Below are 26,618 nucleotides of genomic sequence, written 5' to 3'. Positions count from 1 at the left end.
TTCGATGGGGTCTACTGCGATGAACCCGCGCGACGGAGGAATGTGACACGTGGACGAAAAGGCCTGGTTGGCGCAGCTCTTCGAGGAACAGCGGCCGCGGCTGCGGTCGGTCGCCTACCGGATGCTGGGCTCGCTGAGCGAGGCCGAGGACGCGGTGCAGGAAGCCTGGCTGCGCCTCGACGGCGTCGACGCCACGGAGATCGACAGCCTGCCCGCGTGGCTCACCACGGTGGTCTCGCGCGAGTGCCTCAACCAGCTGCGCACGCGCCAGCGCCGGCGTGAGGACTCGCTCGACGCGCAGACCTTCGAACGCGGCGACGACTTCGACCTCGAGGAGGAAGCTCAGCTCGCCGACTCCGTGGGGCTCGCGCTGCTCGTGGTGCTCGACTCGCTGGGGCCGGCCGAACGCATCGCCTTCGTGCTCCACGACATGTTCGCCGTGCCGTTCGAGGACATCGCGACGATGCTCGACCGCACGCCGGCCGCGGTGCGGCAGATCGCCAGCCGCGCTCGTCGGCGGGTGCGGGGTGAGCAGCCGTCCGCCGACGTCGCGCGCAGCCGCCAGGCCGTCGAGGCCTATCTGGCGGCCGCGCGGGGTGGCGACTTCGAGGCGTTGCTGCAGCTGCTCGACCCGGACGTGGTGCTGCACGCCGACGCGTCGATCTCCGGCGCGCCGGCGCCCGTGGTGCTGCGCGGGGTCCGCAGTGTGAGCAAGGGCGCGCTACTCGCGTCCGACCGCGCGCGCGGCACGCAGGTGGCGCTGGTCGACGGCGTGCCCGCGCTGGTGCTGGCTCCGCGTGGCCGCCTCGAAATCGTGCTCACGTTCACCTTCGACGGCGACCGCATCACGGCCATCGACGTGGTCGGTGACCCGGCCCGCCTCGGCGCGCTGGAGATCACCGTGCCCTAGTGCAGCACCTTGAGCCCACGACGCCCGCGACGATCAGGAAGAGGCACGCGATGCGCCCGATCGTCGCGGGGTCGTGCAGGGCGAAGATGCCGTACAGCGCGGTCCCCACGCCACCGATGCCGACCCACACGACGTAACCGGTGCCGAGCGGAATGCTTCGCAGCGCGTACGCGAGACCGCCCATGCTGGCGATCAGCGCGACAAGGAAAACAACCGTCGGCCACAGCTTGGTGAAGCCCTTGGTGGCCGACAGCGCGGCCGCCCAGACGGTTTCCAAAAAGCCGGCGACGACAAGAACGACCCAAGCCATGATCAAAACCTTTCGCAGTGACGTCAAATTCACTGCGCCGTCTTGTCCTGACCGGGTACGACGCTGTGTCTTCGGCCCCGGCTCCGCCGCGGCGTGCGAGATCGCCTTCAAGCCGGCTTCTTCCCTCCCGACATGACCGGCCCCGGGGGGCCGGCCACATCGGGAGGGAAGAAACCGGCGCGATCTCGCGCCGTCGTTCAGCTCTTGCGCGCCCGGAACACCGTGGTCACGAGGGGGTAGTCGAACTCGCCGGCGCCGGCTTCCGGCACCGCGAGCAGGTACTCGCGGGCGGCCGCCAGCGTCGCGTCGCGTTCGGCCGGCTCGGCGACCAGGAAGTTGGAATGCGTGCTGACGGTGGCCAGCAGCGAGTCGATCGTGCGCCGGTGCGCGTGCGGGAACTCGTGGTCCTCGAACGGGTCGAACCCGGCCGCCGCGAGCCCCTCGTTCTCGTCCTTGAACACGCGGCTCACGCCCGTGCGCACGCGCCGCGCGAACTCGGCCACCCACGCCACCTCGTTGTCGTCGTGGTTCCACAGCGCCACCACGACCCCGCCTGGGCGCAGCACCCGGCGGATCTCGGCGAACGCCGGTTCCAGGTCGAACCAGTGCAGCGCCTGCCCGATGAACACCGCGTCGACGGACTCATCCGGCAGCGGGATGTCCTCGGCCTTGCCGGTGAGCGCGCGGGTGCCCGGCAGCAGCCGCGAGAGCTCGGCCAGCATGCCCTCGTCGGGTTCGACCGCGGTCACGGTGAGGCCGAGGTCGACCAGGCCCTGCGTGAGCTTGCCGGTGCCGGCGGCGAGGTCGAGCACGTCGCGCGCGGGGTGTGCGGCACCGGCGAGGCCCCATTCCACCGCGTCCTGCGGGTAGTCGGGCCGGTGCTCGGCGTAGGCGGCGGCGTGGCCCCCGAACGACGACGCGCGGCGGGCGTGGAGTTCCTGGTCATACGTGGGTTCGGTCACGAGAACCGAGACTAATACGGGAAAAGGCAGCGCCGGTGGCTCGAAGGGTAATCCGGTTGGCGTACCCGACCAGCGAGTTCGTACTCTGTGGGCCATGACGGAATTCCCCGCGCCCGACGCGCTGCCCGAAGACGACCTGCCCGAACAGATGCGGGTGCGCCGGGACAAGCGCGACCGGATAATCGCGGAGGGTATCGATCCTTACCCCGTCGAGGTTCCCCGCACGCACTCGCTCGCCGAGATCCGCGCGGCCCACACAGATCTCGAACCCGACACCGCCACTGGTCAGACGGTCGGCGTCACCGGCCGGGTGATGTTTCTGCGCAATACGGGCAAACTGTGTTTCGCCACTCTTCGTGAGGGCGACGGCACGGAACTGCAGGCGATGCTCAGCCTCGCGAAGGTCGGCGACCAGTCACTCGCCGCGTGGAAGAGTGACGTCGATCTCGGTGACCACGTATTCGTCGCCGGTGAGGTGATCACTTCCAAGCGCGGAGAGCTTTCCGTGATGGCCGACAAGTGGCAGCTCACGTCGAAGGCGCTGCGGCCGCTGCCGAACACCCACAAGGAGCTGGCCGAGGAAACGCGAATCCGGCAGCGTTATGTCGACTTGATTCTGCGCGATCGGGCGCGCGATGTGGTGCGCACCCGCGCCGGCGTGGTGCGGTCGCTGCGCGAGTCGTTCCACCGCCGCGGATTCACCGAGGTCGAGACGCCGATGCTGCAGACGCTGCACGGCGGCGCCGCGGCCAGGCCATTCGTCACGCATTCGAATGCGTTCGACCTCGAGCTGTTCCTGCGCATCGCGCCGGAGCTCTACCTCAAGCGCTGTGTGGTCGGCGGGATCGAGAAGGTTTTCGAGATCAACCGCAACTTCCGCAACGAGGGCAGCGACTCCTCGCACTCGCCCGAGTTCGCGATGCTGGAGTACTACGAGGCCTACGCCACGTACGACACGAATGCCGTGATGACCCGCGAACTCATCCAAGAGGCCGCGGAGAACGTGCTCGGCACCCAGGTCGTCACCCTCGTCGACGGATCGGAGTACGACCTTTCCGGCGAATGGACGACGCTCGGCATGTACGAGTCGCTGTCGGAGGCATTGGGTGAAGAAGTGTCACCCGAGACTCCCGCCGAGCGGTTGCACAAGATCGCCGAGGCGCGCGAGATCGAGGTGGACCCCAAGCTCGGCCACGGCAAACTGGTCGAAGAACTGTGGGAACACCTCGTGGGCGACGATCTCACCGCGCCCACATTTGTGCGTGATTTTCCGCTCGAGACATCCCCGCTGACCAGGCAGCACCGCAGCCGGGCCGGGGTTGCCGAGAAGTGGGACCTCTACGTGCGCGGATTCGAACTCGCCACCGGTTACTCCGAGCTGGTGGATCCGGTCGTGGAGCGGCAGCGGCTCACCGAACAGTCCCTCCTCGCGGCACAGGGTGATAGCGAGGCCATGCGCCTCGACGAGGATTTCCTTCGGGCCCTGGAGTACGGAATGCCGCCGAGCGGTGGTGTCGGAATGGGAGTCGACCGGCTGCTCATGGCGCTGACCGGTCTCGGTATCCGGGAGACGATCCTCTTCCCCCTCGTGCGGCCTGAATAACCCACCCGTCGGTAGGAACCGGCGGGGTTTATCTCAAACGAGATTTGCACGCCGGGGGATGAGCGGGTATTAATGTGAGTGACAAAGACTTCTGTCCCGGGGCTCGCCCCGTAACCAGATCATTCGCGTAAGCCCCGCAGGAGGAATCAGATGGCACAGAAGGTGCTCGTCTCCCTGGTCGACGACCTCGACGGCAGTGAGGCCGAAGAGACCGTCGAGTTCGGTTTGGACGGTGTGACTTACCAGATCGACCTGTCTTCGGAAAACGCCGAAGAGCTGCGCGACGCACTGGCCCAGTACGTGGAACACGCCCGCCGTGCCGGTGGCCGCAAGCGCGCCGCGCTGCGCCCGGTCGCGGGTGCCAAGGCCTCGGCGCGTCCGGCGACGGTCGACCGCGAGCAGAACCAGGCCATTCGCGCCTGGGCGCGCAAGAACGGTTACGCGGTTTCCGACCGGGGCCGGATCCCGTCGGAGGTCGTGGAGGCCTACCACCAGAAGAACTGAGGGCGACAACGCGGGAACGGCCGCCGGATTCTTTCCGGCGGCCGTTTTGCTTGTCCGGTTTCTGTCCGGTCCCTTCGAGTTCACGTTCAGCGTGTTCGGCGCCTCGGGGTGGGTCGGTCAGACACGTTGTTCAGGAAGTCGGGTCACGCCGAGCGGACCGGGCGAACTCGCCGGGGGAAGATCCGGTCACCGCGCGGAAATCACGGGTGAAGTGCGGTTGATCGCTATACCCGAGCCGCGCGGCGAGGTCCGCGTAATCGGGAGTCCTGGAGTCGGTGAGCCCGCGTGCCGCGTCGTTCAGGCGGTATATCCGGATCGCCCACTTGGGCGTGCAGCCGACGTGTTCCGCGAAGAGCCGTTGAAGTGCCCGTGCGGACAAGCCGGCGGCCGCGCCGAGTTGATCCACGCGGGTGATTTCCGGATCGTCGGCGATTGTTTCCACCGCGGCGGCGGCCGTGCGGGCGGCCGGTGGAAGTGGTGCGTGCTTTGCGATCAGCAAGTTGTCGACTGCAGCGATCATTTCCTCGTCGGCACTCGCATTTCGCACCGATTCGGCGGCTTCGGTGCCGAGTGCGCCGAACACGTCCGCGAGCGGTGCTGATCGATCCGCCAGGGTCCGCACCGGCGCGCCGAGGAACGGCCGGAAGCACCCGGGCCGGAACCGCACGCCGAGGCCGTGCGCACGCCCGGTCAGCCGGTGCGTGAACAGCGTGTGGCCCGGGCCGGAGACGCCGCACGCGCCGGGGAAGAAGGTCACGTGCACCGCGATGTTGGGCAGCACGTGCTGGTCGTGGTGCCCGTCGAGGTCCCAGCGCAGCACCCAGTGGTAGTCCACGAACTCCGCGAGCGCGGGCGCCGGCGCGTGGCGGGCGAGCGTGAACTTCGTGCGGGCCACGTGCTCGTCGACGATGCCGCGCGGGATCCGGCGCATGCGGCCCACGCTAGTGCGTCGCGTTCGTTCAAGACGGCGCTTCACCCGCCGTGCTTGGCTTCGCGCATGACCGACCACTCCGCACTGCTGCGCCCGGCCGCCGCCGAGTTCCTGCGGGTCGCCAGGCTGCCGGCGCTCACGGCCCCGACTCCGTGCGCGGGCTACGACGTGCGCGGCCTGCTCAACCACCTTCTCTACTGGGGCCCCTGGCTCGCCGCGGCCGGCCGGCGTGAGCCCTACCGCCACGACGTGACCGAGGCCGACTCGGCGCTGGTGACCGACGGCTGGTTCACGACGCTGGAGAAGCAGACCGAAGCGCTCGTCGACGCCTTCAGCGCGCCGGGCGCGTGGGACGGGATGGCGACGCTCGGCTCGGCCACGATGCCGGCGGCCGTGGTCGGCGACATGGTGCTCGGCGAGTTCGTGCTGCACGGCTGGGACCTGGCCCGCGCGGCCGGCGTGCCGCTGACCTGCCCTGACGAGACCGCGGAGGCCGTTCGGGCGTCCGCGGTCGCGATGGGCGAGCAGGCGCGCGCGATGGGCGTTTACGGCCCCGAGGTACCGGTTCCGGCTGACGCTCCGGCGCTCGAGCGCGCGCTGGGCGCGACCGGCCGTGATCCGCGTCAGCTCAGGTGAGCTAGCGGGCGCATACCCGCGGGCATTCGCCGCACTCGGCTTCGCCCGGCAGAAGATAGGAGAAGCAGCAGCTCTCACGCCGGCGTTCCCACGCGCGGTGCCCCTCGGCGTCCACCGCCATGCGCAGGGTCGACGCCGAGGTCAGCGGCCGGTACCGGTCGTCGAGCACCAGTGCCGCGTCGGCCACGCCCGCGCCTTCCGCCTCGGCGGTGCCGCCCTGGCGGCCGGCCCACCAGAGCGAGTTGTCCAGCGCGTCGGTGGCCGCGGCCCACAGCATGCGGCGGCCCAGGCGGCTGCCGGGTGCGTACGCGCGCACGAACCGCGTGGCGTGGGCCACGAACTGGGCCCGCAGCACGGCGGCCAGCGCGCGCTCGTCGGCCACCACCGTGGCTTCGGGTCGAGCCGAGCCCGGGTCGGTGGGCAGGCAGTAGAAGCTGTCGCCCAGCACCGCCATGCCCTCGGGGTGCGGCCGGTCGTCGCCGAGCCCGAAGGCGAGCTGCTCGGGCTTGAGCGAGGGCACGCGGCGCTCGTGGTGCAGCAACAGCGCGCCGACGTAGGCCGGCACGTGCAGGTACCACGACATCACGTAGCTCGCGGCCGTGCGCTCGGGTGCGGCGCCGTGGTTGTGCAGCAGCCACTTTTCGAGCCGTTCACGCCATTCGGTGAAAAGCTCGGGGTGTTCGAGCAGTTCAGCGCAGTGGAACCACCCGGTCGGGACGTCCCTCCGCAGCTCACCGCGCTCCTGGAGCCCCCCGACCCGCAGGAGCGACGACACGAGGCCGTCACCGACGTCACTCGCGTCCGGCCGGTCGCGGAAAGACCGCTGCTGGCTCACTGCGGCCTCCTCACCGGCCGGGTTCATTAGGCGTGCCTAACCTTACAGAAGTGAGCGAGTTGCGCCAATCGGGTGCCCACCTGGTGGAAACCGCCAGCTCCCGGATGTGTTCGCGCTGAGCGGACAGGGGGGTGGGCGCGGAATCCGAACGCGGCGCCGTACGTTCGACCAGAGGTAAAAGTGCAGGGCAACCGGATGTTCGACGGTGACCGGAAGGGCCACCGGCCGGGTGTCGAAAGGCCACCGCAAGCCGTAGTGGTACGCAAGCGCGACCGCTTGGCTACTACAGTGGTCTCACGGTGCTGTTCGCCGCGGGTGTGATTCCGCGGTGGAAGGGCCGCCGACGCAGCAGTCGAGGGAGTGCGCATGTTTGAGAGGTTCACCGACCGCGCGAGGCGGGTGGTCGTCCTGGCCCAAGAAGAGGCCCGGATGCTCAACCACAACTACATCGGCACCGAGCACATCCTCCTGGGTCTGATCCACGAGGGTGAGGGTGTCGCCGCCAAGGCGCTCGAGTCGCTGGGCATTGCCCTCGAGGGAGTGCGCCAGCAGGTCGAAGAAATCATCGGCCAGGGCCAGCAGGCGCCGAGCGGGCACATCCCGTTCACGCCTCGGGCCAAGAAGGTGCTTGAGCTGTCGCTGCGCGAAGCGCTGCAGCTCGGCCACAACTACATCGGAACCGAGCACATCCTGCTCGGCCTGATCCGCGAGGGTGAGGGCGTCGCCGCACAGGTGCTCGTCAAGCTCGGCGCGGACCTCAACCGGGTGCGCCAGCAGGTGCTGCAGCTTCTGTCGGGTTACCAGACCGGCGAGAAGTCCACCGAGAGCGGCTCGGGCCGCGGCGAGGGCACCCCGTCGTCGTCGCTGGTGCTCGACCAGTTCGGCCGCAACATGACCGTGCTCGCCCGCGAGGGCAAGCTCGACCCGGTCATCGGGCGCGGCAAGGAGATCGAGCGGGTCATGCAGGTGCTGTCCCGCCGCACCAAGAACAACCCGGTGCTCATCGGCGAGCCCGGCGTCGGCAAGACCGCCGTCGTCGAAGGCCTGGCCCAGAGCATCGTCAAGGGCGAGGTGCCCGAGACGCTCAAGGACAAGCAGCTCTACACGCTGGACCTGGGCTCCCTGGTCGCCGGCTCCCGCTACCGCGGTGACTTCGAAGAGCGCCTGAAGAAGGTGCTCAAGGAGATCAAGACCCGCGGCGACATCATCCTGTTCATCGACGAGCTGCACACGCTCGTCGGCGCGGGTGCCGCCGAGGGTGCCATCGACGCGGCTTCGATCCTGAAGCCGATGCTGGCCCGCGGTGAGCTGCAGACGATCGGTGCGACCACGCTCGAGGAGTACCGCAAGTACATCGAGAAGGACGCCGCGCTGGAGCGCCGCTTCCAGCCGATCCAGGTCGGCGAGCCGTCGCTCGAGCACACGATCGAGATCCTCAAGGGCCTGCGCGACCGGTACGAGGCGCACCACCGCGTCTCGATCACCGACTCGGCGCTGGTCGCGGCCGCCACGCTGGCCGACCGCTACATCAACGACCGGTTCCTGCCGGACAAGGCCATCGACCTCATCGACGAGGCCGGCGCCCGCATGCGCATCCGCCGCATGACCGCGCCGCCGGACCTGCGCGAGTTCGACGAGAAGATCGCCGACGTCCGCCGCGACAAGGAGTCCGCGATCGACGCGCAGGACTTCGAGCGGGCCGCTCGCCTGCGCGACGAGGAGAAGACCCTCCTCGGCCAGAAGGGCGAGCGCGAGAAGCAGTGGAAGGACGGCGACCTCGACGTCGTCGCCGAGGTGGACGACGAGCAGATCGCGGAGGTGCTGGCCAACTGGACCGGCATCCCGGTGTTCAAGCTCACCGAAGAGGAGACCACCCGGCTGCTGCGCATGGAGGAAGAGCTCCACAAGCGCATCATCGGCCAGGAGGACGCGGTCAAGGCCGTCTCCCAGGCGATCCGCCGTACGCGTGCCGGTCTGAAGGACCCGAAGCGTCCGTCGGGCTCGTTCATCTTCGCCGGCCCGTCCGGTGTCGGTAAGACCGAGCTGTCGAAGGCGCTGGCGGCGTTCCTGTTCGGCGAGGACGACGCGCTCATCCAGATCGACATGGGTGAGTTCCACGACCGCTACACCGCTTCGCGGCTCTTCGGTGCCCCTCCGGGCTACGTCGGCTACGAAGAGGGCGGGCAGCTGACCGAGAAGGTGCGGCGCAAGCCGTTCTCGGTGGTGCTCTTCGACGAGATCGAGAAGGCGCACCAGGAGATCTACAACACGCTCCTGCAGGTGCTCGAAGACGGTCGCCTCACCGACGGCCAGGGTCGCACGGTCGACTTCAAGAACACGGTCCTGATCTTCACCTCGAACCTGGGCACCTCGGACATCTCCAAGTCCGTGAGCCTCGGCTTCTCCTCCGGAGCGGATGTCACCAACCGCTACGAGAAGATGAAGCAGAAGGTCAACGAGGAAATGAAGAAGCATTTCCGGCCGGAGTTCCTGAACCGCATCGACGACATCATCGTCTTCCACCAGCTCACGCAGGAACAGATCATCATGATGGTCGACCTGATGATCGGTCGGGTGGAGAAGCAGCTCAAGGCCAAGGACATGGAGATCGAGCTGACCGAGAAGGCCAAGGCCCTCTTGGCCAAGCGCGGTTTCGATCCGGTCCTCGGCGCGCGGCCGCTTCGTCGCACGATCCAGCGCGAGATCGAAGACCAGCTGTCGGAGAAGATCCTCTTCGGCGAGATCGAGCCCGGCCAGATCATCCTGGTCGACGTCGACGGCTGGAGCGGCAACCCTGAGGACCGCGACGACGAAGCGCACTTCACCTTCCGCGGTGAGAAGCGCCCGTCCTCGGTCCCGGACGCGCCGCCGGTGACCATCGGCGCCTCGGAGAGCGACACCGAGACCGACTGAGCACAGCGGTTCTGAGAAGGGCGGTTCCCCACGGGGAGCCGCCCTTCTCCGTATTGTCGACGTCATGGGGGATTCCCGGCTCACCACGCACCTGCAAGCGGCCGCGACGCTGGCGCTGCTCAGCGATCGCCAGCTCACGGACCGGCTCGCCACCGCTGAAGTGGTGTCCGAAGGCATCGGCGGCACGGGTGTGCGGCTCGATGTCGACGGCACGCCGGTGTTCGCGAAGCGGGTGCCGCTGACCGCGCTTGAACAGCAGCACCGGTTTTCCACCGCCAACCTCTACGACCTGCCCCCGTTCTGCCACTACGGCCTCGGTTCGCCGGAGGGCTCGGCCTGGCGGGAACTGGCGTTGCACGTGCTGGCCACCGGCTGGGTGCTCGGCGGTGAGTGCGAGTACTTCCCGCTGCTGCACCACTGGCGGGTGCTGCCGCTGCGGGCCGACCGAGTGGCGGACCGGGCGTTGGAAGACGACGTTGTCTACTGGGGCGGGTCCTCGGCCGTGCGCCGGCGGTTGGAAGAGGTCGAGGTCGCCGAAGCGAGTGTGGTGCTGTTCTGCGAGTACTTCCCGACGACGTTGCACGCCTGGCTGCCGGCGCACCTCGATCAGGCCGAACGGATCGAGCGGCAACTGTTCGAAACCGCCGCTTTCCTTCGGGCCCAAGGTGTTCTGCACTTCGACACCCACTTCGGCAACTTTCTCACCGACGGTGATCGCCTCGCACTCACCGACTTCGGGCTCGCGTTCGCCACGCGGTTCGACCTCAGTGCCGAGGAGCGCGCGTTCGCCGCGCTGACGATCGAGCACGACGAGGCGTACCTCGCGATGCACCTCACGCAGTGGCTGGTCACGGAGGTGTGCGACACCCGCGACCGGGACAGCCGGCGGGCCGCGGTCCGGCGGGCGGCCGCGGGTGAGCTGGCGCTGCCGGAGCCGGTGGCGGCGGTGGTGGCGCGGCACGCGAAGACCGCCGTGGAGTTCACCGAGTTCTACGACCGGCTGCGTGAAGACCGGGAAGCTGGTTTCCCGAAAGGCATCGTGGATAAATCGGTGGACGCGGATCCCGCACGGGGCTAGATTTCCGGAGCCGTGACTCGACACCTGGAGGTGAGACCCATGAACGCTGTTTCGATGTGGGTGCTCCCCTTGTCGTCACGGTCGGGCGACTGACGTAGGGGTTGCCGGGAGCGCCTGATGAGGCACTCCCGAAAGGTGACCACCATGAACACTCTGCGTTTCACCGCGGGCGAACCGGCGGTGGAGATCTTCCGCGTCGGCCCGCGCCAGTGGCACGCGCTCGACGACGACCGGGTGACCGGCCGCGCCGAGGCCACCACTCGGCCCGACGGCCGCGTTTTCCTCAGCGTCGACGCCTGGCACCGCACCGTTTTCGACCGGCTCGCCCACGTGGTGCTGGCGACGCTGCCGGATCCGGTGCACACCGTCGTGGACGAAACCGACCACGAACTGCTGGCCGGCTGGCGCGAAGCCGGCCTCACGATCCGGCGGCGTGAGTGGGAGTACGCCGTGCCCACCGACCCAGGTGTGACCGGGACGGCGGTTCCACCACCCGGGGTCACGATCGTGCCCGCCGGCGCGGCCGAGGACTGCCCGCTGCGGGAGCTGGACCGGGTTGTCCGCGCCGAGGTCGAGGCGACCGTGGGCTGGCCGGAGATGCCGGCCGAGGTGCTGGCCCGCCCGGCCGACGACACGGTGGTGGACTCGGCGAAGTACGCCGTGGCCGCCGAAAACGGCGCGTACATGGGTCTGGTCCGCGTGGTGCAGGTGACCCGCCTGCCGCGCATCGGGCTGGTCGCCGTCCGCGCCGACCGGCAGCGCCGCGGGATCGCCCGCGCGTTGCTCACCCACTCGCTCGGCGCACTGCACCAGGCCGGCATCCCGATGGCGTCGGCCGAGATCAAGGAAACCAACGAAGCCGCGACCGCGCTGTTCGAAAACCTCGGCGCGCGGCGGGCCGGCAGCACGGTGGAGCTGGTGCGCCATGGCCGGTAAGGGCGGGATCGAGGTCGAAGGAACCGTGGTCGAGTGCCTGCGCGACGCGCGGTTCACGATCGAGCTGGAGAACGGGCACCACGTGCTCGCCCACATCAGCGGCAAGATCAGGAAGAACTTCATCAAGATCGTGCCGTACGACCGGGTGCTGGTGGAGCTGAGCCCGTATGACCTGAGCCGGGGGCGGATCCTGTTCCGGTACCGGAACTAGCGCTCAGTTGAGGGTTCCGGCGGTCACGTCGAGGTCGGCAGTGGTGGTCAGTGCCGTGGTGATCACGGCGTCGAGCGCCACCGCCGACTGCTCCACGCCGAGCGCCGGCTCGCCGGGCCCGACCTGCTCCGGCGCCGACGGCACGTGCACGAACCCACCGCGCAGCGCGGGGAATTCGGTGGCCAGCAAGTGCATCAGGCCGTAGAAGACCTGGTTGCACACGTACGTGCCCGCGGTGTGCGACACAGCCGCGGGCACGCCGTGGGCCTGGATCGCGGCCACGGCCGCCTTCACCGGCAACGAGGTGAAGTACGCCGCCGGTGCGCCCTCGATCACCGGCACGTCAACGGGTTGGTCGCCGGCGTTGTCCGGGATCCGCGCGTCGATGAGGTTGATCGCCACGCGTTCCGGCGTCACGGAAGCGCGGCCGCCGGCTTCTCCCGCGCACACCACGAGATCCGGCCGGTGCGTCTCGATCGCGGCGCGCAACGCGGGCAGCGACGCCTCGAACTCCACCGGCAGCTCCACGGCCACCACGTCGTCGCGGCGCGCGGCCACCAGCCGCGCCGCTTGCCACGACGGATTCGTCGTGGCGCCACCGAACGGCGCGAACCCCGTGAGTAACACAGTCATGCCACCACCCAACCACGAACCTGAACCACGAACCTCAACCACGACGCGAGATCGCGCCGGTTTCTTCCCTCCCGATGTGGGCGGCCCCCCGGGCCGACCATGTCGGGAGGGAAGGAGCCGGCTTGAGGCGATCTCGCACGCCCCGGCGAAGCCGGGGCAGACTACTCAGTCGGCTTCAGGTCGCCCGGGTACAAGTACTGGTCGGAGGGCTTGCCGGAACCGTAGATCCAGGCGTCGAAGAAGCCCTGCAGATCCTTGTGGGACACGGATTCGCAGTACTTCTGGAACTCCTGCATGTTCGCGTTTCCGTTGCGGTGCCGCGAGTTCCACGTCTTGAGCACCTTGTCGAACGCGGCCTGGCCCATGTACTTGCTCAGGGCGTGCAGCGCGACCGGGCCCTTGGAGTACACGTAGGTGAACTCGTTGCCCGGGCCCATGTCGTAGAGCTTGCCGTTCCAGAACCGGTCGGACGCGGTGGCCACCTGCTGGCGGTACTGGTCGTCGAGGTTCACGCCGTTCTTGGCCTCGTCCCAGAGCCACGTGGCGTAGGAGGCGAAGCACTCGTTGAGGCAAACGTCCTTCCAGTGGTCCACGGCCACGGTGTCGCCGTACCACTGGTGGGCGTTCTCGTGCACGATCGTGTCGACGTTGCCGGCGCGGCCCGAGTAGATGGGCCGGCTCAGGGTTTCGAGCGAGAAGCCGATGGGCTCGGCCAGGTAGATGCCGCCCGCGGCGTCGACCGGGTACTTGCCGAACTTCGACTCGAGGAAGTCGAGGATCTCCGGCAGCCGCGCGTCGGCCTGCTTGGTCGAATCCGGCGTGCCCGGCGCGAACGCGCTGACGATCGGCGTGCCGTCCTTGCGCTTGCGCTTGTCGAACGTCCACTTGTCGATGGCGACCGTGGTCATGTACGGCACGGCGGGCGTGGTCTCGGCCCAGACGTGCGTGGTGCCCTTCGCGGTCTTGTGCGTGCCCACCTCGCGGCCGTTGGCGATCACGCCCCACTCGTCGGGCACGGTGATGGCCAGGTGGAACGTCGCCTTGTCGAGCGGCGTGTCGTTCACGGGGTACCAGGTGCTGGCCGACTTCGGCTCGCCGGCGGCGAACGCCCCACCGTCCTTGGCGTACTGCCAGCCGTTGTTGCCCAGCAACGGGTCGCTGATCGGGGCGGGCACGCCGTGGTAGGTGATCACGGCCTGGAACGGCAGGCCGCGCAGCAGCGGCAGCACCGGGGTGATCGTGAGCTCGTGGTCGCCGCCGCGAGCGAACTTGGCCTTGAGGCCGTTGACCTTCACCGAGTCGACGGTGAGGCCCTTGAGGTCGAGGTTGAACGAGCTCAGCGTCTGGGTGGCCCGCGCGCTGATGGTCTGCACGCCGGTGAGCTGGTGGCTGTCCGGCGCGTAGGTCACGGCGAGGTTGTAGTCGGCGATGTCGTAGCCGCCGTTGCCGTCCTGCGGGTAGTAGGCGTCGCCGGCCCCGTCGGCACCCGGGGTGCCCCAGCCGAACCCGTCCTGTCCCGCGGAGGCGACGCCACCGCCCAGGCTCAGCGCGGCCAGCGTGGCGACGACCGTCACTGCCGGGCGGCGCCAGCGGTGCTGAAGTCTCATGAACGCTCCTGTCTACTGCTCGGGAAACCGTTTGCAACGTATCGCCGAGACGGCCTGTTGATGCCGCCTCGTGGTGTTTTGTCCTGAAAGTCCACACTTACGTCGGTTCCCCGGTGCCCGTTCGGACGCGTCCTCAGCGTCCATCTGGAAGGCTGGTGGCATGCGCGTGGCGCTTCTGGGTCCGCTGCGGGCGGCCTGCGACGACGGCACCCCGGTGGACATCGGCGGTGCGCGCCTCCGCATGCTCCTGGCCCGCCTCGCGCTCGACGCCGGCCGGCCCGTGGCCGCCGAAGCCCTGATCGACGGCCTCTGGGGCACCGAGCCGCCGGCCGACGCCGCCAACGCGCTGCAATCGCTGGTCTCGCGCCTGCGCCGCGCGCTGCGTCCGGCCGAGGCCGAGCTCGAGTCCGGCACCGGCGGGTACCGGCTCGCGCTGCCGTCCGACGCCGTCGACGCGCACCGGTTCGAGCGGCTTGCCACCGAGGGCCGCCGTGAGCTTTCGGCCGGCCGTGAAGCTCGCGCGGCCGAGCTGCTGCGCAGTGCACTGGACCTCTGGCACGGCGCCGCGCTGGCCGACGTGCTCGACGCACCCTTCGCCGCCGCTCCCGCGACCCGGCTCGAAGAGCTGCGCACCGAGGCCGCCGAGGACCGCTTCGACGCCGAGCTTCGGCTGGGCCACCACGCCGACGTGCTCGCCGACCTCACCGCGGCCGCCGAGGCCCACCCGTTGCGCGAACGGCTGGCCGGCCTGCGCATCCGCGCGCTGTGCTCGGCCGGGCGCCAGGCCGACGCGCTCGCCGCGTACGGCGCGATCCGCGCGACGTTGGCCGAAGAGCTGGGTGTGGACCCGTCGGCCGAGCTGCAGGAGATCCACCTGCAGGCGCTGCGCGGCGAGCTCGCGCCGGTCACGACGGTGACGGATCGGCTGCCGGTGCGGCTCACCAGCTTCGTCGGCCGGGGCGAAGAGCTGAAACGCCTGGCCGAGCTGCTCGACGGTGCCCGGCTCGTGACGCTCGTCGGCCCGGGTGGCGCGGGCAAGACCCGGCTCGCGACCGAGGCCGCGGCGCGCCACCCCGCCCACGAGCCGGGGCGCGTGTGGTTCGTGCCGCTCGCCGGTGTCCGCGACGCCGACGACGTGCTCGGTGCACTGCTCACCGCGCTGGAGGTCCGCGACCTGCGCGCGAGCGAGTCCGAGGTGCGGCGGCGCCCGACCGATCTGCTGGAGCACGCCGTCGAGGCCCTGAGCGGCAGCGAAGCGTTGCTGGTGCTGGACAACTGCGAGCACGTGATCGAGGTCGCCGCGCAGCTGGCCGACGACCTGCTGCGCCACGTGCCGGCGTTGCGGATCCTGGCCACGAGCCGTGAACCGCTGGCGATCACCGGCGAGGCACTGTGCCCGCTCGGCCCGCTGCCCGTGCCGGCCGAGGCCACGCCGCCGAGCGAGGTGGGCGCGCTCGACTCGGCCCGGCTGTTCCTCGACCGCGCCATCGCCGTGCGGCCGGCCTTCACGCTCGACGAGTCCACAGTGGACGCCGTGACGCAGATCTGCCGCCGGCTCGACGGCATGCCGCTGGCGCTGGAGCTGGCCGCCGCGCGCCTGCGCTCGATGCCGGTGACGAGCATCGCCGAGCGGCTCGACGACCGATTCCGCCTGCTCACCTCCGGCAGCCGTACGGCCCTGCCCCGGCAGCGCACGCTGCGCGCCGTGGTGGAGTGGAGCTGGGACCTGCTCACCGACGCGGAGCTGACCCTCGCGCAGCGGCTCGCGGTGTTCGCCGGGTCGTTCGACGAGGACGCCGTCACCGCCGTGTGCGCCGACGAGGACCTGCTGCCGGCCGACGACGTGGTGTACGTGCTGGGGTCGCTGGTCGAGAAGTCCATTGTGGACACCGTCGCCGGCCGGTACCGCATGCTGGAGACGCTGCGGGTGTACGCGACCGAACGGCTCGCCGCCTCCGGCGAGGCCGAACGCCTGCGGTCCACGATGGTGCACTACTTCGTGGACCTCGTCGAACGCGTCGAGCCGAAGCTGCGCACCCGCGACCAGCTCGCGGCGATCGCGCTCTTCGAGCACGAGAACGACAACCTCACCGCCGCGCTGCGCTCCGCCATCGAGTCGGAGGACGTCGACTCCGCGGCCCGCCTGCTCTACGGGAACTTCTGGTACCTCTCGATCCTCGGCCAGGGCGAGCGCGCCAAGCGCTTCGTGGTCGACGTGCTGGCCTTCGGCGACCGCCTGCCACCCGACGTCGCGGCGTCGCTGCGGCTGAGCCAGCTGATGATGACCATGATGAACGGGCCGCAGGCGATGACGGGCGCCGTGGAGCTGATCGAAGACTGCGTGCGCACCGGCGCGGCGAAGGGCAACCCGTGGCTTTCGCTCGCGCTGCCGATGGTCGCGTTCCTCAGCGGCCACCGCGACCTGGCGCGCCGCGAGATCACGCGCGCCACCGAAGGCGGCGACGCGTGGAGCCGGGCCGCGGCGCGCTGGGCCGAAAGCTTCCTGCTCGCCGACGAGGGTGACCTCGACGGCTCCACGCGCGCCCGCGAGGACGCCCACGCCGGGTTCCTGGAGATCGGCGACCGCTGGGGCCTGGCGATGACGTTCAGCTTCCAGGCCACGAGCCTCTCGCAGCGCGGCGACCACGACGGCGCGATCGCGGCCCACACGGAGGGCCTGCGGCTGGCGATGGAGCTGCGTTCGCAGGACGACGTGGTGCAGCAGTGGTGGCGCCTCGCCGTGGAGCGCTCGCGCGGCGGTGACGTCGAAGGCGCGTGGCGTGATCTCACCGCGGCCGAGCGGTTCGCGGAGAAGACCGGCAACCCCGAGCTCACCACGATCCTCATGTTCGGCCGGCTCGAACTGCTCCTGCGCGAGGGCCGGCTGCCCGAAGCCCGCGAGGTCGGCGAGATCATCGAGCGCCGCCGGGACGACTGGCCCTTCCCCGGCAACTTCGAGGACGAGTGGTTCGGCATGGTCCACGCCAGGATCGCACTGGCGGAAGGGAAACCCGACGAGGCCCTGCCGCACGCGGCGTCGGCCATCCGGTCGGTCAGCAACCGCATGGACATGCCCGACCTGGCCCGGATCGTGGAGGTCGTCGCGGAGATCCGCTACGAGCAGGGCCGGTTCGAGCCGGCAGCGCGGGCGCTGGGCCTCAGCGCCCTGATCCGCGGCGAGTTCGACCTCGGCAGCCCGGAGGTGCTCGCGCTCATCAAGGGGCTGGAGGACGAGCTGGGGACCGAGCGCTACCGCGACCTCGTCGCCGAGATGCGGGCGCTCGACCGTGTCGCCGGGCTCGCCTGGCTCACCGGGGAAATCGAGGGCTGAACGCGAAACGGTCCCCCTCACCGCACGGCGAAGGGGACCGTTTCGCGTTGCCACATCTCAGACCCGGCGGCGGTACGCCCAAGTGGCGAGCGGGAAGAACACGACCACGGCGCCGACCATCCACGCCAGTGCCCCGCCGAGCGGCCCGGCGACCGCGCCGCCGTTCATCAAGCCGCGCAACGCGTTGGCCATCAGGCTCACCGGGCTGATGTCGGCCCACGCCCGCAGCCACGACGGCATGGTCGCGGTCGACACGAACACGTTGCTGCCGAAGGTGAGCGGCATGATGAACACGAACATCAGGCCCTGCGCGGCACCCGGCGACTTCATCAGCATGCCGACGAACACCGAGCCCCAGCAGAAGCACAACCCGAACGCGAGCACCAGCAGGATCGCCACGAGGAACTGCGCGGGACTCGTCTCCACGCGGTACCCCATCACCGTGGCCACGACCATCAGCACGGCCAGGCACACGACGTAGCGCACGAGGTCGGCCAGCACCGCCCCGATCAGCGGCGCCGACCGTGCGATCGGCATGCTGCGGAACCGGTCGAACACCCCCTTGGTCACGTCGGTGTTGAGCTGCACGCCGACCGTGAGGCTCGCCTGCAGGATGTTCATCACGATCAGGCCCGGCACGAGGGCCTGCAGGTAGCTGCCGATCGAGCCGCTGAGCGCGTTGCCGAACAGGTAGGTGAACATCAGCAGGAAGATGATCGGCATCAGCGTGACGTCGGCCAGCTGCTCCGGGTTCTTCCGGATCTTCAGAATTCCTCGCCAGGCCAGGGAAAGCGCGTGCTGGACGCCCTTGGCCGGGCTGATGTGGCGCGGTGGTTCGAGCGCGAGCGTGGTCACGCGAGGCTCCCTTCGAGCTGGGTGTCGGCAGTGGACGGTTCGGTGGTGCGACCGGTCAGCGCCAGGAACACCTCGTCGAGGCTCGGCAGGCGCAGCGCGAGCTCGTCGGAGGTGATGCCGGCCTCGTCGAGCTTGCGCACGAGCGTGGACAGCAGCACCGGGTCGGACACCGGCGCGGTGAGCAGGCCCGTGTCGTTGTCGCGGGCCGGGCGCACGCCGGTGAGTTCGCCCAGGATGCGGGCGACGGCGTCGAGGTCGGCCAATGACGACGGACGTACCTGCAGCGTCTGGCCGCCGACGCGGCGCTTGAGCTCGTCGGCGCGGCCGTCGGCGACCACGCGGCCGTGGTCGATCACGGTGATCTTGTCGGCCAGCTGGTCGGCTTCCTCGAGGTACTGCGTGGTGAGCAGCACCGTCGCCCCGTCGGCGACGAGGTTGCGGACCACGGCCCACACCTCGTTGCGGGCGTGCGGGTCGAGCCCGGTGGTGGGCTCGTCGAGGTAGAGCACCTCGGGCCGGCCGACGAGGCTGGCCGCCAGGTCGAGCCGCCGGCGCATGCCGCCGGAGTAGGTGCGGATCGGCCGCTTCGCCGCGTCGGACAGCTCGAAGCGTTCGAGCAGCTCCTTCGCGCGGGCCCTGGCGTCGGCGCGGGACAGGTCGAGCAGCCGCCCGATCAGCACCAGGTTCTCGGTGCCGTTGAGGTCTTCGTCGACCGACGCGTACTGGCCGGTGAGCCCGATCAGCGAGCGCACCCGCACCGGGTCCTTCACCACGTCGTAGCCCCCGACCGTGGCGTGCCCGGCGTCGGGCTTGATGAGCGTGGCCAGGATGCGGACCGCCGTGGTCTTGCCCGCGCCGTTGGGCCCGAGCACCCCCACCACCTTGCCGAACGGCACCTCCAGGTCGACCCCGTCCAGCGCCTTCGTTTCCCCGAACTGCTTGACCAGGCCTTCGGCCTTGATCGCTTGCGACATCGTGGTCCTCCTCCTGCTGTCGCCCTCCGGGTCATACAGTGGACGGCCGACCTGTCAGGGCGCGCACACGGCGCTGACAGCACCTGGCCTGGAGCCGGCCGCCGCTGTCAGGCCGTGTGGAGGTGTTGTGGAGGTGCGGTGTCCGGGGCGCGCGCCGGCCGGTCGAGTCGGCATACTCGGCCCATGGTGATCAACGACCAGGTGCGGGCACAGCCACGAAACCGGCTGGTCACGGCCGTTTTGCTGGTGTTCGGCGTGCCGCTGCTCGCGGTCACGGCGTTGCGCACGGTCGGGTTCGACGGCGGCTGGTACACGCTCGTGCTGCTCTCGCTCACCCCGTACGCGGTCGTTTACGGAGCGCTGCTGGGCGGTGTTTCGCTGGTGCTGCGGCGGTGGTGGACCGGTGGGATCGCGCTGGCGATGACGATCCTGCTGGCCGTGTTCGTGGCGCCGCGCGTGATGGCCGACGAACAACCGGCAGTGGCCGGGAAAACGCTGCGCGTGATGGCGGCCAACCTGTACCTCGGCCGGGCCGATGCGGCCACGGTGGTGAACCTGGTGCGCGACAACCAGGTCGACGTGCTGAACCTGGTGGAGCTCACGTCGGCCGAAGTGTCCGCTTTGGACAAGGCCGGGCTGTTCGGCCTGCTGCCGTACCGGGTGCTGCACGCGGCGCCGGGCGCGGACGGCTCGGGCATCGTGTCGCGCTACCCGCTCACCGAGGAGAACTACACGGGTGATTCGGCCGCCAAGCAGCCCGGCGCCGAGGCCGACCTCGGTGGCGGCACGGTGGTGGAGATCGTGGCCGTGCACCCGCAGTCGCCCGACACCGACGCCGGCCAGTGGGACGCCCAGATGAAGGACCTTTCGCGCGCCGCCGGCGAACACGGCCTGCGCATGCTGGCCGGTGACTTCAACGCGACGCTCGACCACGCGGCCCTGCAGACCGTGCTGTCGCGCGGTTACCACGACGCCGGCGACGAACGCGGCGCCGGACTGCAGCCGACGTGGCCCGCCGACGCCACCCCGTTGGTTACGCTGGACCACGTGCTGGTGGACAAGCGAGCGGCCGTGGAGGACTACCGGGTGCTCGACGTGCCCGGCACCGACCACCGCGCGGTGTACGCACAGGTGCGGCTGCCGTGACGGTGGCGCTGCGACCGGTCTCGGGTGCTGAGGAGTACCCGCGGCTGGTGGAGATCTGGCGCAGCTCTGTGGAGGCGACGCACGACTTCCTGACGCCGGAGGACGTTTCCTTCTTCGCCGAGCGCGTGCCCGGCTACTTCCCGGGCGTCGACCTCACGGTGGCGACCGTCGACGGCGTCGCCGCCGGCTTCTCCGGCACGGCGTACGGCGAGCTCGCGATGCTCTTCGTGCACGCCGACCACCGCGGCGCCGGAATCGGTTCCGCGCTGCTGCGCAAGGCGTTCGCCGAGTTCCCGGTGCTCACCGTGGACGTCAACGAGCAGAACCCGCAGGCGCTCGGCTTCTACCTGCACCACGGGTTCGTGGTCGTCGGCCGGTCGGAGCTCGACTCGGAGGGCCGGCCGTTCCCGCTGCTGCACCTCAGGCGAGCTTGAGCAGCGTCTCCAGCGCACCGGCGGCGATCGACACCCCGCGGCCGTGGCGGATCTGCGGCTCGCGCGGGTTGATGCGCACGAGCGCGCCGGACGCGGCGCTCGCCAACTCGGCGTAGCGGCGCACCGTGGGCACGGCCTGGCCCGCGCCGAGCTCGACCACGGTGAGGTCGCGTTGTTCGCGGCGCCACGCCGTGAGCTCGTCGAGCTGGGCCTGACTGCGCGTGGGGACCCACTCGAAGTCGCCGAACATCAGGATGTTGGGCCGGGCGAGGCCACCACACCGCGGACAGGCCGGCAACGGCTCGCGGGCGCGCATGGTTTCTTCGTCGAGGTCCACTCGCGTGCCGTCGGCCGGCCAGATGTCGTCGGTGCAGTTTTCGAGGCACTGCAGGTGGTGGATGGACCCGTGCGCCTCGGCGACGCCGGTGAAACCCGCGGCCTGAAACTGTCCGTCCACATTGGACGTGAACACGCGGACGCCTCCTGGCGTGCGCTCGCCCCACTCCTTCAGCAGCGCGAACCCCTGGTGCGGCACGGTGGCGCGGTAAAGCGCCAGCCGGTGCCCGTAGAAACCCCAGGCCAGCCCGGGGTCGTCGGCGAAGTGCCGCGGGTCGGCCAGCTCTTCGAAGCTGAGGCCGAGCTTCGCGTACGGCGGATACGCGCGCCAAAACCCTTCGTCACCCCGGAAATCGGGTAACCCGGAATCAACGCCCATCCCGGCACCGGCGCACACGAGCAGCGCGCCGGCGCCGTGGATCAGCTCGGCCGCGCGGGCGAGTTCGTCACTCACCCGGCTTCGAAGCCTGCACGACCTCGAACTCGAGCAGGCTCGCCCCGGAGGACACCGGCTTCGCGCGCTCACCCGCGTGCGCCTCGCGCGCCGGCCCGGCCGCCCACGCCTGGTAGTGCTCCTCCGACTCCCACTTCGTGTACACGAAGTAGCGCGTCTCGCCGGACACCGGCCGGAGCAGCTCGAAGCCGAGGAACCCGGCCTGACTGTCCACCGCGTGCAACCGCGCGGCGAACCGCTTCTCCAGCTCGGGGCCGGCACCTTCGGGAACCTCGATCGCGTTGATCTTCACCACTGCCATGGCTCCACCCTACTTCCGTCGCGGGCCACGGGGCCGCCGAGCGCGAGGTGGCCGGTGTGGGCGATTTGTGCCACTCTGGCGACCATGGGGGAAGGCTACGAAACACTCGCGCACGATCTGCAGCGGATCATCAAGGCCACGGCCGACTCGGTCACATCACAGCAGGCCAGCGAGCTGATCGACCGCGTCACGGGGCACTTGCGGGTGCCGCTCACGCAGGCGCTGGTGGTCACTCGCAACTACGAGGACTGGGAGCACGCCAACATCCAGGCGGGTGTCGACGCGTACCTGTCCGAGCACGGCGTGGGCACGGACTGGTTCGGGATCGCGGGCGGGCAGCGGGGGCACGAGGACCTCGTGGGCATGCTGTTCGCCGCGCGCAACCACCGGCTCTACGAGCTGGGCGCGGTCGACTACACGACCGCGACGGTCGGCCCGGACACGGCGGCGGAGGTCGTGCAGCTGGGGCTGGTCGGCACGACCGCTCCCGACGGCACACCGGTGATCGTGGGCGTGCGGGGCACGAACCAGCAGTACGGCCAGATGGACTGCCGCCTGGAGGTGATCGCCGGCGAGCGCGCGGCGGCCACGGCCACCCGCGACCGCATCGAGCAGCTGATCTCCGAGCACGACGTGCTGCGCGGCCACGTGCTGGCTTTCGGCGTGAGCGAGCACCGCGGCAACGAGCTGCTCACCTTCCTGCCGCGTCCCGCCATCACGCCCGAAGAGGTGGTGTTGCCCGAGGGCGTGCTCGAGACCGTCGAGCGTCACACGCTCGGCATCGCGGAACACGGCGAACGTCTGCTCGCCGCCGGCCAGCACCTCAAGCGCGGTGTGCTGCTGCACGGGCCGCCCGGCACCGGCAAGACCCATACGGTGCGGTACCTGATGGGCCGCCTGCCCGGCAGCACCGTCGTGATCCTCACCGGCTCGGCCATGCGCTTCATCGCCAAGGCCGCCACCCTCGCCCGTCGCATGCAGCCCAGCATCGTGGTCCTCGAGGACGTCGACCTCATCGCCGAGGACCGCGACCACATGCGTGGCGGCACCCCTCTGCTCTTCAGCCTCCTCGACGCCATGGACGGCATCGGCGGCGACGCCGACGTCACCTTCCTGCTCACCACCAACCGCGCCGGCGACCTGGAGAAGGCGCTCGCCGACCGCCCGGGCCGCGTGGACCTCGCCGTCGAGATCCCGCTGCCCGACACCGCCGGCCGTGCGGCCCTGCTGGACCTGTACTCCCGCGGCCTGAAGGTGACGGCCTCACTGGACCCGATCGTCGCCGCGACGGAGGGCGTCACGGCTTCGTTCGTGAAGGAACTGCTGCGGCGCGCGACCTTGCGGAGCATCGCCGCACGTCCCGACGACGAGGTGGTGATCGGCGACGCGGAGCTGGGCGGGGCGTTGGAGGAGATGAACGACGCGCGCAACGCGCTGACCCGGTCATTGCTGGGGGCGTCGGCTCAAGGGCGCAGGGACCCCGGGTAGAGATCGGCGTCCGAAGGCAGCTTCGCCGTGCGGAACCAGTCGTCCAAGAACCCGTCCAGGTTCTGGCCCGCCAGGCGGTTCACGAGCTTCGTGAAGTCGGCCCACGAGGCGTTGGCGTGGCGGTGCTCCGTGGTCCACGTGCGCAGTAGCTCGGAGAACGGTCCTTCTCCCATGCGCCGGCGCAACGCGTGCAGGGCGAGGATCCCTTTGTCGTAAACGGCTTCGAATTCGTGGCCGGGCCCGGGGTCCACGAGTTTGCGGTTCCAGAAGTCCGTGCTGCCGTGCGTGATTTCGAGGGCGGCGCGGTAGCGGTTGTCGAGGTTTTCGCCCTCGTGTTCCGACCACAGCCACTGCGCGTAGGACGCGAAGCATTCGTTGAGGCACACGTCGGACCACGAGTCGAGGGACACGGAGTCGCCGAACCACTGGTGGGCGTTTTCGTGCACGAGCGTGAGGAGCGTGGCCCACTTGGCGTACGTGGGGCGCGTCTGGGTTTCGAGCGAGAAGTGGATGTCCTCGGCCAGGTAGATGCCGCCGGCGGCGCTCTGGGGGTACGGGCCGAACTTCGAGGCCAGGAAGGCCAGCACGCTCGGCAGCTGGTCGCCGGTGGCTTCCAGGGATTCGGCGCCCGGGGCGTACGCGGAAACCACCGGCGTGCCGTCGGGCAGGGCGGAGCGTTTCACCGTGAATTTGTCGATCGCGAGCGTGGTGAGGTAGCTGGCGATGGGGGTGGGCTCGGTCCACGTGGTGGTGGTCTTGCCGCCGGCCGAAGTAGGGGCTGACGAACGGCCGTTCGAGATCACCGTCCAGCCGTCGGGCACGTGGGCGGTGACGCTGAACGTGGCCTTGTCGCGCGGGGTTTCGTTCACCGGGTACCAGAACGCGGCCGAATGCGGTTCGCCCACCATGAACGCGCCGCCGTCGGTGGAGCGGCTCCAGCCGGTTTCGGCACCGCCGTCGTGGGCGGTGCGGGACGGGTCGCCGGAGTACCGCACGCGGGTGTGGAACGTCGAGCCCGCCGGCAGCGGCTGCGGCGGCGTGATCACCAGCTCGAAGTCCTTCTCCCGGCTGAACTTCGCGGGTTTTCCGTCGACCTCGACCGAGGCGACGTCGAGGCCCCGCAGGTCCAGGTCGTAGCGGCTGAGGTCCTGGGTGGCCTTCGCGGTCACGGTGGTGTCGCCGTCGAGGTGGCCGCTCGCGGGGTCGTAGCCGACGTCGACGTGGTAGTCGAGCGCGTCGTAACCACCGTTGCCGTCGTCCGGGTAGTACGGGTCGCCGGCGCCGCTCGCGCCCGGGGTGGGGTGCAAAGGCGGCGGGCCCGGGGCGGCCGTGCACCCGGACAGCACCAGCACACCGGCGAGGACGAGGACGAGCGGTCGGTGGCTGCGCATCGTTTCACCCTAGGTGCTCGCGGTGTGGTTCAGTGGCTACCGAAAGGCGGGAAGACTTCATGCGACCAGGTGTGATCCACTTCGGCGGTGACGCGACCACGGGCGTGTCGGTGCTGTTGCTCCACGGCTTGATGGGCCGCGCGCGCACCTGGTGGTCCGTCGCGCAGTGGCTCAAGCCCTACGGATCCGTGCACGCTCTCGACGCCCGCGGTCACGGCCGCGCACCCCACGAAGGCCCGTGGACCACCGAGCAGTTCGCCGAAGACGTCGCCGAGGTGCTCGCCGAGCTCGGCCCGGCTGTGCTCATCGGCCACTCCATGGGTGGCCTGCACGCCTGGGCCACGGCGGCGAAGTACCCGGAGCTCGTGCGTGCCGTGGTGAGCGAGGATTTCGCGCCCGACCAGCGCGGTCGCACCGTGGAGACCTGGCGTGGGTACTTCGACAGTTGGCCGGTGCCGTTCGAATCGCTGGCCCACGTGCGCGAGTTCTTCGGCACCGCCGGCGACTACTTCACCGAGTGCGTGGAGGAACGCGAAGACGGCTACCACCTGATCGCGGACCTGGAGAACCTCTACGAGATCGCCGCCGAGTGGGGTCGCCGCGACTACTGGTCCTTTGTGGACTCGATCCGCTGCCCGCTGCTGCTCGTCGAAGGCGAGCACACGGCCATGCCGGCCGGGCAACAGGCACAGGTCGCCGAACGCGTCCCCGGCGCGAAACACCTCATCGTGCCCGGCTCCGCCCACCTGCCCCACGCCGAAGCGCCGCAGATCTACCGCGGCGCCGTGGAGGCGTTCCTCGCCGGGCTGTGAGCGAACCGGCGAGCCACGTGCACCGCCCTCGCCGACGCACGTGACCCGCCGGGGTCAGTGGGCGAGCTCCACCCGCCACGCCGCCGCGGACTTGCCCGACGGCACGATCAACGGCCACACGTCCGATCCGAGGAACCCGGACTCGTCCGCCGCGCGCGCTGCCGTGCAGCTGTCGCGCGACAATCCGTGCTCGGCGGCCAGCCGAACCACCGCGTCCTTTGTGGACCTGCCGAACACCCCGTCGGTGGGCACGCCGTAGCCCGCGGCGCGCAAGAACCGTTGTGCGGTGAGCACCTGCGGCCCCACGTCGCCGGGCTTCAGCAACGGCCACTCCGGCACGTCCACTCGCGAGGCGGCCACTCCGAGCACCCGCGAAACCGCGGTCCGCAGCTCCGGAAGCCGGTTGTAGAGCACCTGCCCGCAGCATTCCGTCGAGTTGAAATCCCGGTGCCCCTTGATGAAGCTCGGCGCGATCCCGTACTGGTCCGCGATGTAGGCCACCAGCGACACCAGCGAATTCCACAACGCCACCGGCACGTCGACCGTGCTGTAGAGGCCCTCGTTCTCGATCCCGAGGCACTCGCTGTTGTGGTTGCCCACGTTCGCGCCCTGCACGTGCTGGCGCCCACCGCGCAGGATTTCCAGGCTGCGGTGGCGGCCTTCGGTCACGTAGCCGCCGCGGCTGTTCGTGAACTGCTGGCCCGTGTCGATCCAGCCGCGCTTGTCCATGTGCAGGTTCTGGATGTCGCGCGAGATCTGCAGCGCGTGGGCCAGCGAGTAGTCCGTGTTGTTGCCCGGGTCCACGGTGTGGTGCACCACGATGTAGGTCGGCTTGTGGTTCTCCACCACGATCGCGCCCGTCGCGGCCCGCGCCTTCCACTCCGACGTCGGGTGGATCGTCGGCCCGGCCGCCGACGCCGAACCCGCGGCTGCGAGCCCCAGCGCGCCGGCCGCGGTGACCGTGAGCCCGCCCTTGAGCACGGCGCGGCGAGTGGCTTCCCCCATGCGAATCTCCTCCGCCGGAACA

The 26,618-nt window shown here is 69.9% G+C and carries 25 protein-coding genes; 13 read left to right on the top strand and 12 right to left on the bottom strand.

All coding sequences use genetic code 11. The features are described from left to right. The first annotated feature begins 49 nt into the window (after positions 1 to 49). Positions 50 to 910: a sigma-70 family RNA polymerase sigma factor gene (locus VSH64_RS33470; RefSeq protein ID WP_326566744.1), complete on the top strand. Its 861-nt coding sequence runs from the start codon at positions 50 to 52 to the stop codon at positions 908 to 910. Here VSH64_RS33470 and VSH64_RS33465 read toward each other — a convergent pair. Next, positions 897 to 1,220: a DMT family transporter gene (locus tag VSH64_RS33465; RefSeq protein ID WP_326566743.1), complete on the bottom strand. Its 324-nt coding sequence runs from the start codon at positions 1,218 to 1,220 to the stop codon at positions 897 to 899. The genes VSH64_RS33470 and VSH64_RS33465 overlap by 14 nt on opposite strands. Positions 1,221 to 1,417: 197 nt before the next feature. After that, positions 1,418 to 2,182, bottom strand: a complete 765-nt coding sequence (locus VSH64_RS33460) for a class I SAM-dependent methyltransferase (protein ID WP_326566742.1) — start codon at positions 2,180 to 2,182, stop codon at positions 1,418 to 1,420. 94 nt (positions 2,183 to 2,276) lie between these two features. Here VSH64_RS33460 and lysS point away from each other — a divergent pair, with 94 nt between their 5' ends. After that, a complete protein-coding gene (gene lysS, locus VSH64_RS33455; protein ID WP_326838094.1) occupies positions 2,277 to 3,785 on the top strand; it encodes a lysine--tRNA ligase in 1,509 nt (502 codons plus the stop codon). 150 nt (positions 3,786 to 3,935) lie between these two features. Continuing rightward, positions 3,936 to 4,289 (top strand): histone-like nucleoid-structuring protein Lsr2, encoded by a 354-nt coding sequence (locus tag VSH64_RS33450; RefSeq protein ID WP_326566741.1) that lies wholly within the window; start codon positions 3,936 to 3,938, stop codon positions 4,287 to 4,289. A gap of 130 nt (positions 4,290 to 4,419) precedes the next feature. On the opposite strand, the gene VSH64_RS33445 is transcribed toward VSH64_RS33450, so the two are convergent. Further along, positions 4,420 to 5,220, bottom strand: coding sequence for a helix-turn-helix domain-containing protein (locus VSH64_RS33445; RefSeq protein WP_326566740.1), 801 nt, complete (start codon positions 5,218 to 5,220; stop codon positions 4,420 to 4,422). A gap of 66 nt (positions 5,221 to 5,286) precedes the next feature. On the opposite strand from VSH64_RS33445, the gene VSH64_RS33440 reads away from it, so the two are divergent. Continuing rightward, positions 5,287 to 5,856: a TIGR03086 family metal-binding protein gene (locus VSH64_RS33440; RefSeq protein WP_326566739.1), complete on the top strand. Its 570-nt coding sequence runs from the start codon at positions 5,287 to 5,289 to the stop codon at positions 5,854 to 5,856. A 1-nt stretch (position 5,857) separates the two neighbouring features. On the opposite strand, the gene VSH64_RS33435 is transcribed toward VSH64_RS33440, so the two are convergent. Beyond that, positions 5,858 to 6,691 (bottom strand): (2Fe-2S)-binding protein, encoded by an 834-nt coding sequence (locus tag VSH64_RS33435; RefSeq protein WP_326566738.1) that lies wholly within the window; start codon positions 6,689 to 6,691, stop codon positions 5,858 to 5,860. Between the two features lie 366 nt (positions 6,692 to 7,057). On the opposite strand from VSH64_RS33435, the gene VSH64_RS33430 reads away from it, so the two are divergent. From VSH64_RS33430 to infA, 4 genes are all read left to right on the top strand, one after another. Beyond that, entirely contained in the window at positions 7,058 to 9,604 is a 2,547-nt protein-coding gene (locus VSH64_RS33430; RefSeq protein ID WP_326566737.1) for an ATP-dependent Clp protease ATP-binding subunit, read from the top strand. A 64-nt stretch (positions 9,605 to 9,668) separates the two neighbouring features. After that, positions 9,669 to 10,682: a serine/threonine-protein kinase gene (locus VSH64_RS33425; protein WP_326566736.1), complete on the top strand. Its 1,014-nt coding sequence runs from the start codon at positions 9,669 to 9,671 to the stop codon at positions 10,680 to 10,682. A gap of 144 nt (positions 10,683 to 10,826) precedes the next feature. After that, positions 10,827 to 11,618 carry a GNAT family N-acetyltransferase gene (locus tag VSH64_RS33420; protein WP_326566735.1) on the top strand — a complete coding sequence of 264 codons (792 nt, stop codon included), beginning with the start codon at positions 10,827 to 10,829 and terminating at the stop codon, positions 11,616 to 11,618. Continuing rightward, entirely contained in the window at positions 11,608 to 11,829 is a 222-nt protein-coding gene (infA, locus tag VSH64_RS33415) for a translation initiation factor IF-1 (protein ID WP_326566734.1), read from the top strand. The genes VSH64_RS33420 and infA overlap by 11 nt, the downstream gene beginning before the upstream one ends. Positions 11,830 to 11,832: 3 nt before the next feature. On the opposite strand, the gene pcp is transcribed toward infA, so the two are convergent. Together pcp and VSH64_RS33405 are read right to left on the bottom strand one after the other, a co-directional pair. Then, positions 11,833 to 12,462 (bottom strand): pyroglutamyl-peptidase I, encoded by a 630-nt coding sequence (gene pcp, locus VSH64_RS33410; RefSeq protein WP_326566733.1) that lies wholly within the window; start codon positions 12,460 to 12,462, stop codon positions 11,833 to 11,835. A 161-nt stretch (positions 12,463 to 12,623) separates the two neighbouring features. Then, positions 12,624 to 14,069, bottom strand: coding sequence for a M1 family metallopeptidase (locus VSH64_RS33405; protein WP_326566732.1), 1,446 nt, complete (start codon positions 14,067 to 14,069; stop codon positions 12,624 to 12,626). A 160-nt stretch (positions 14,070 to 14,229) separates the two neighbouring features. On the opposite strand from VSH64_RS33405, the gene VSH64_RS33400 reads away from it, so the two are divergent. After that, positions 14,230 to 17,400 carry a BTAD domain-containing putative transcriptional regulator gene (locus tag VSH64_RS33400; protein WP_326566731.1) on the top strand — a complete coding sequence of 1,057 codons (3,171 nt, stop codon included), beginning with the start codon at positions 14,230 to 14,232 and terminating at the stop codon, positions 17,398 to 17,400. 57 nt (positions 17,401 to 17,457) lie between these two features. Here VSH64_RS33400 and VSH64_RS33395 read toward each other — a convergent pair whose 3' ends face one another. Together VSH64_RS33395 and VSH64_RS33390 are read right to left on the bottom strand one after the other, a co-directional pair. Next, positions 17,458 to 18,255: an ABC transporter permease gene (locus VSH64_RS33395; RefSeq protein WP_326566730.1), complete on the bottom strand. Its 798-nt coding sequence runs from the start codon at positions 18,253 to 18,255 to the stop codon at positions 17,458 to 17,460. Next, complete coding sequence (locus tag VSH64_RS33390) at positions 18,252 to 19,229, bottom strand: ATP-binding cassette domain-containing protein (protein WP_326566729.1); 978 nt, start codon at positions 19,227 to 19,229, stop codon at positions 18,252 to 18,254. The genes VSH64_RS33395 and VSH64_RS33390 overlap by 4 nt, the downstream gene beginning before the upstream one ends. Positions 19,230 to 19,412: 183 nt before the next feature. Here VSH64_RS33390 and VSH64_RS33385 point away from each other — a divergent pair, with 183 nt between their 5' ends. Both VSH64_RS33385 and VSH64_RS33380 read left to right on the top strand, forming a co-directional pair. Further along, on the top strand, positions 19,413 to 20,375 hold the full coding sequence (locus VSH64_RS33385) for an endonuclease/exonuclease/phosphatase family protein (RefSeq protein ID WP_326566728.1): 963 nt from the start codon (positions 19,413 to 19,415) through the stop codon (positions 20,373 to 20,375). Then, the gene (locus VSH64_RS33380; protein WP_326566727.1) at positions 20,372 to 20,809 is read left to right on the top strand and encodes an acetyltransferase; all 438 of its coding nucleotides are present in this window, start codon (positions 20,372 to 20,374) and stop codon (positions 20,807 to 20,809) included. Before VSH64_RS33385 ends, VSH64_RS33380 begins: the two co-directional genes overlap by 4 nt. Here VSH64_RS33380 and VSH64_RS33375 read toward each other — a convergent pair. Together VSH64_RS33375 and VSH64_RS33370 are read right to left on the bottom strand one after the other, a co-directional pair. After that, positions 20,796 to 21,599 (bottom strand): SIR2 family NAD-dependent protein deacylase, encoded by an 804-nt coding sequence (locus VSH64_RS33375; RefSeq protein WP_326566726.1) that lies wholly within the window; start codon positions 21,597 to 21,599, stop codon positions 20,796 to 20,798. The two genes, VSH64_RS33380 and VSH64_RS33375, sit on opposite strands and share 14 nt — an antisense overlap. After that, positions 21,592 to 21,900: an antibiotic biosynthesis monooxygenase family protein gene (locus tag VSH64_RS33370; protein WP_220244783.1), complete on the bottom strand. Its 309-nt coding sequence runs from the start codon at positions 21,898 to 21,900 to the stop codon at positions 21,592 to 21,594. Before VSH64_RS33370 ends, VSH64_RS33375 begins: the two co-directional genes overlap by 8 nt. An 84-nt stretch (positions 21,901 to 21,984) precedes the next feature. On the opposite strand from VSH64_RS33370, the gene VSH64_RS33365 reads away from it, so the two are divergent. After that, entirely contained in the window at positions 21,985 to 23,388 is a 1,404-nt protein-coding gene (locus tag VSH64_RS33365) for an AAA family ATPase (RefSeq protein ID WP_326566725.1), read from the top strand. Here the strand turns inward: VSH64_RS33365 and VSH64_RS33360 are convergent. Then, the gene (locus tag VSH64_RS33360; protein ID WP_326566724.1) at positions 23,364 to 24,779 is read right to left on the bottom strand and encodes a M1 family metallopeptidase; all 1,416 of its coding nucleotides are present in this window, start codon (positions 24,777 to 24,779) and stop codon (positions 23,364 to 23,366) included. The two genes, VSH64_RS33365 and VSH64_RS33360, sit on opposite strands and share 25 nt — an antisense overlap. A 59-nt stretch (positions 24,780 to 24,838) precedes the next feature. Between VSH64_RS33360 and VSH64_RS33355 the strand changes: the two genes are divergently transcribed. After that, the gene (locus tag VSH64_RS33355) at positions 24,839 to 25,591 is read left to right on the top strand and encodes an alpha/beta fold hydrolase (RefSeq protein WP_326566723.1); all 753 of its coding nucleotides are present in this window, start codon (positions 24,839 to 24,841) and stop codon (positions 25,589 to 25,591) included. A gap of 54 nt (positions 25,592 to 25,645) precedes the next feature. On the opposite strand, the gene VSH64_RS33350 is transcribed toward VSH64_RS33355, so the two are convergent. Then, positions 25,646 to 26,596, bottom strand: coding sequence for a peptidoglycan recognition protein family protein (locus VSH64_RS33350; protein WP_326566722.1), 951 nt, complete (start codon positions 26,594 to 26,596; stop codon positions 25,646 to 25,648). Between the last annotated feature and the right edge of the window lie 22 nt (positions 26,597 to 26,618).

Origin of the sequence: Amycolatopsis rhabdoformis, assembly GCF_035918295.1 — a bacterium.
GTDB classification, from domain to species: Bacteria; Actinomycetota; Actinomycetes; order Mycobacteriales; family Pseudonocardiaceae; genus Amycolatopsis; species Amycolatopsis rhabdoformis.
This window is presented reverse-complemented; position numbering and strand designations above follow the sequence as displayed.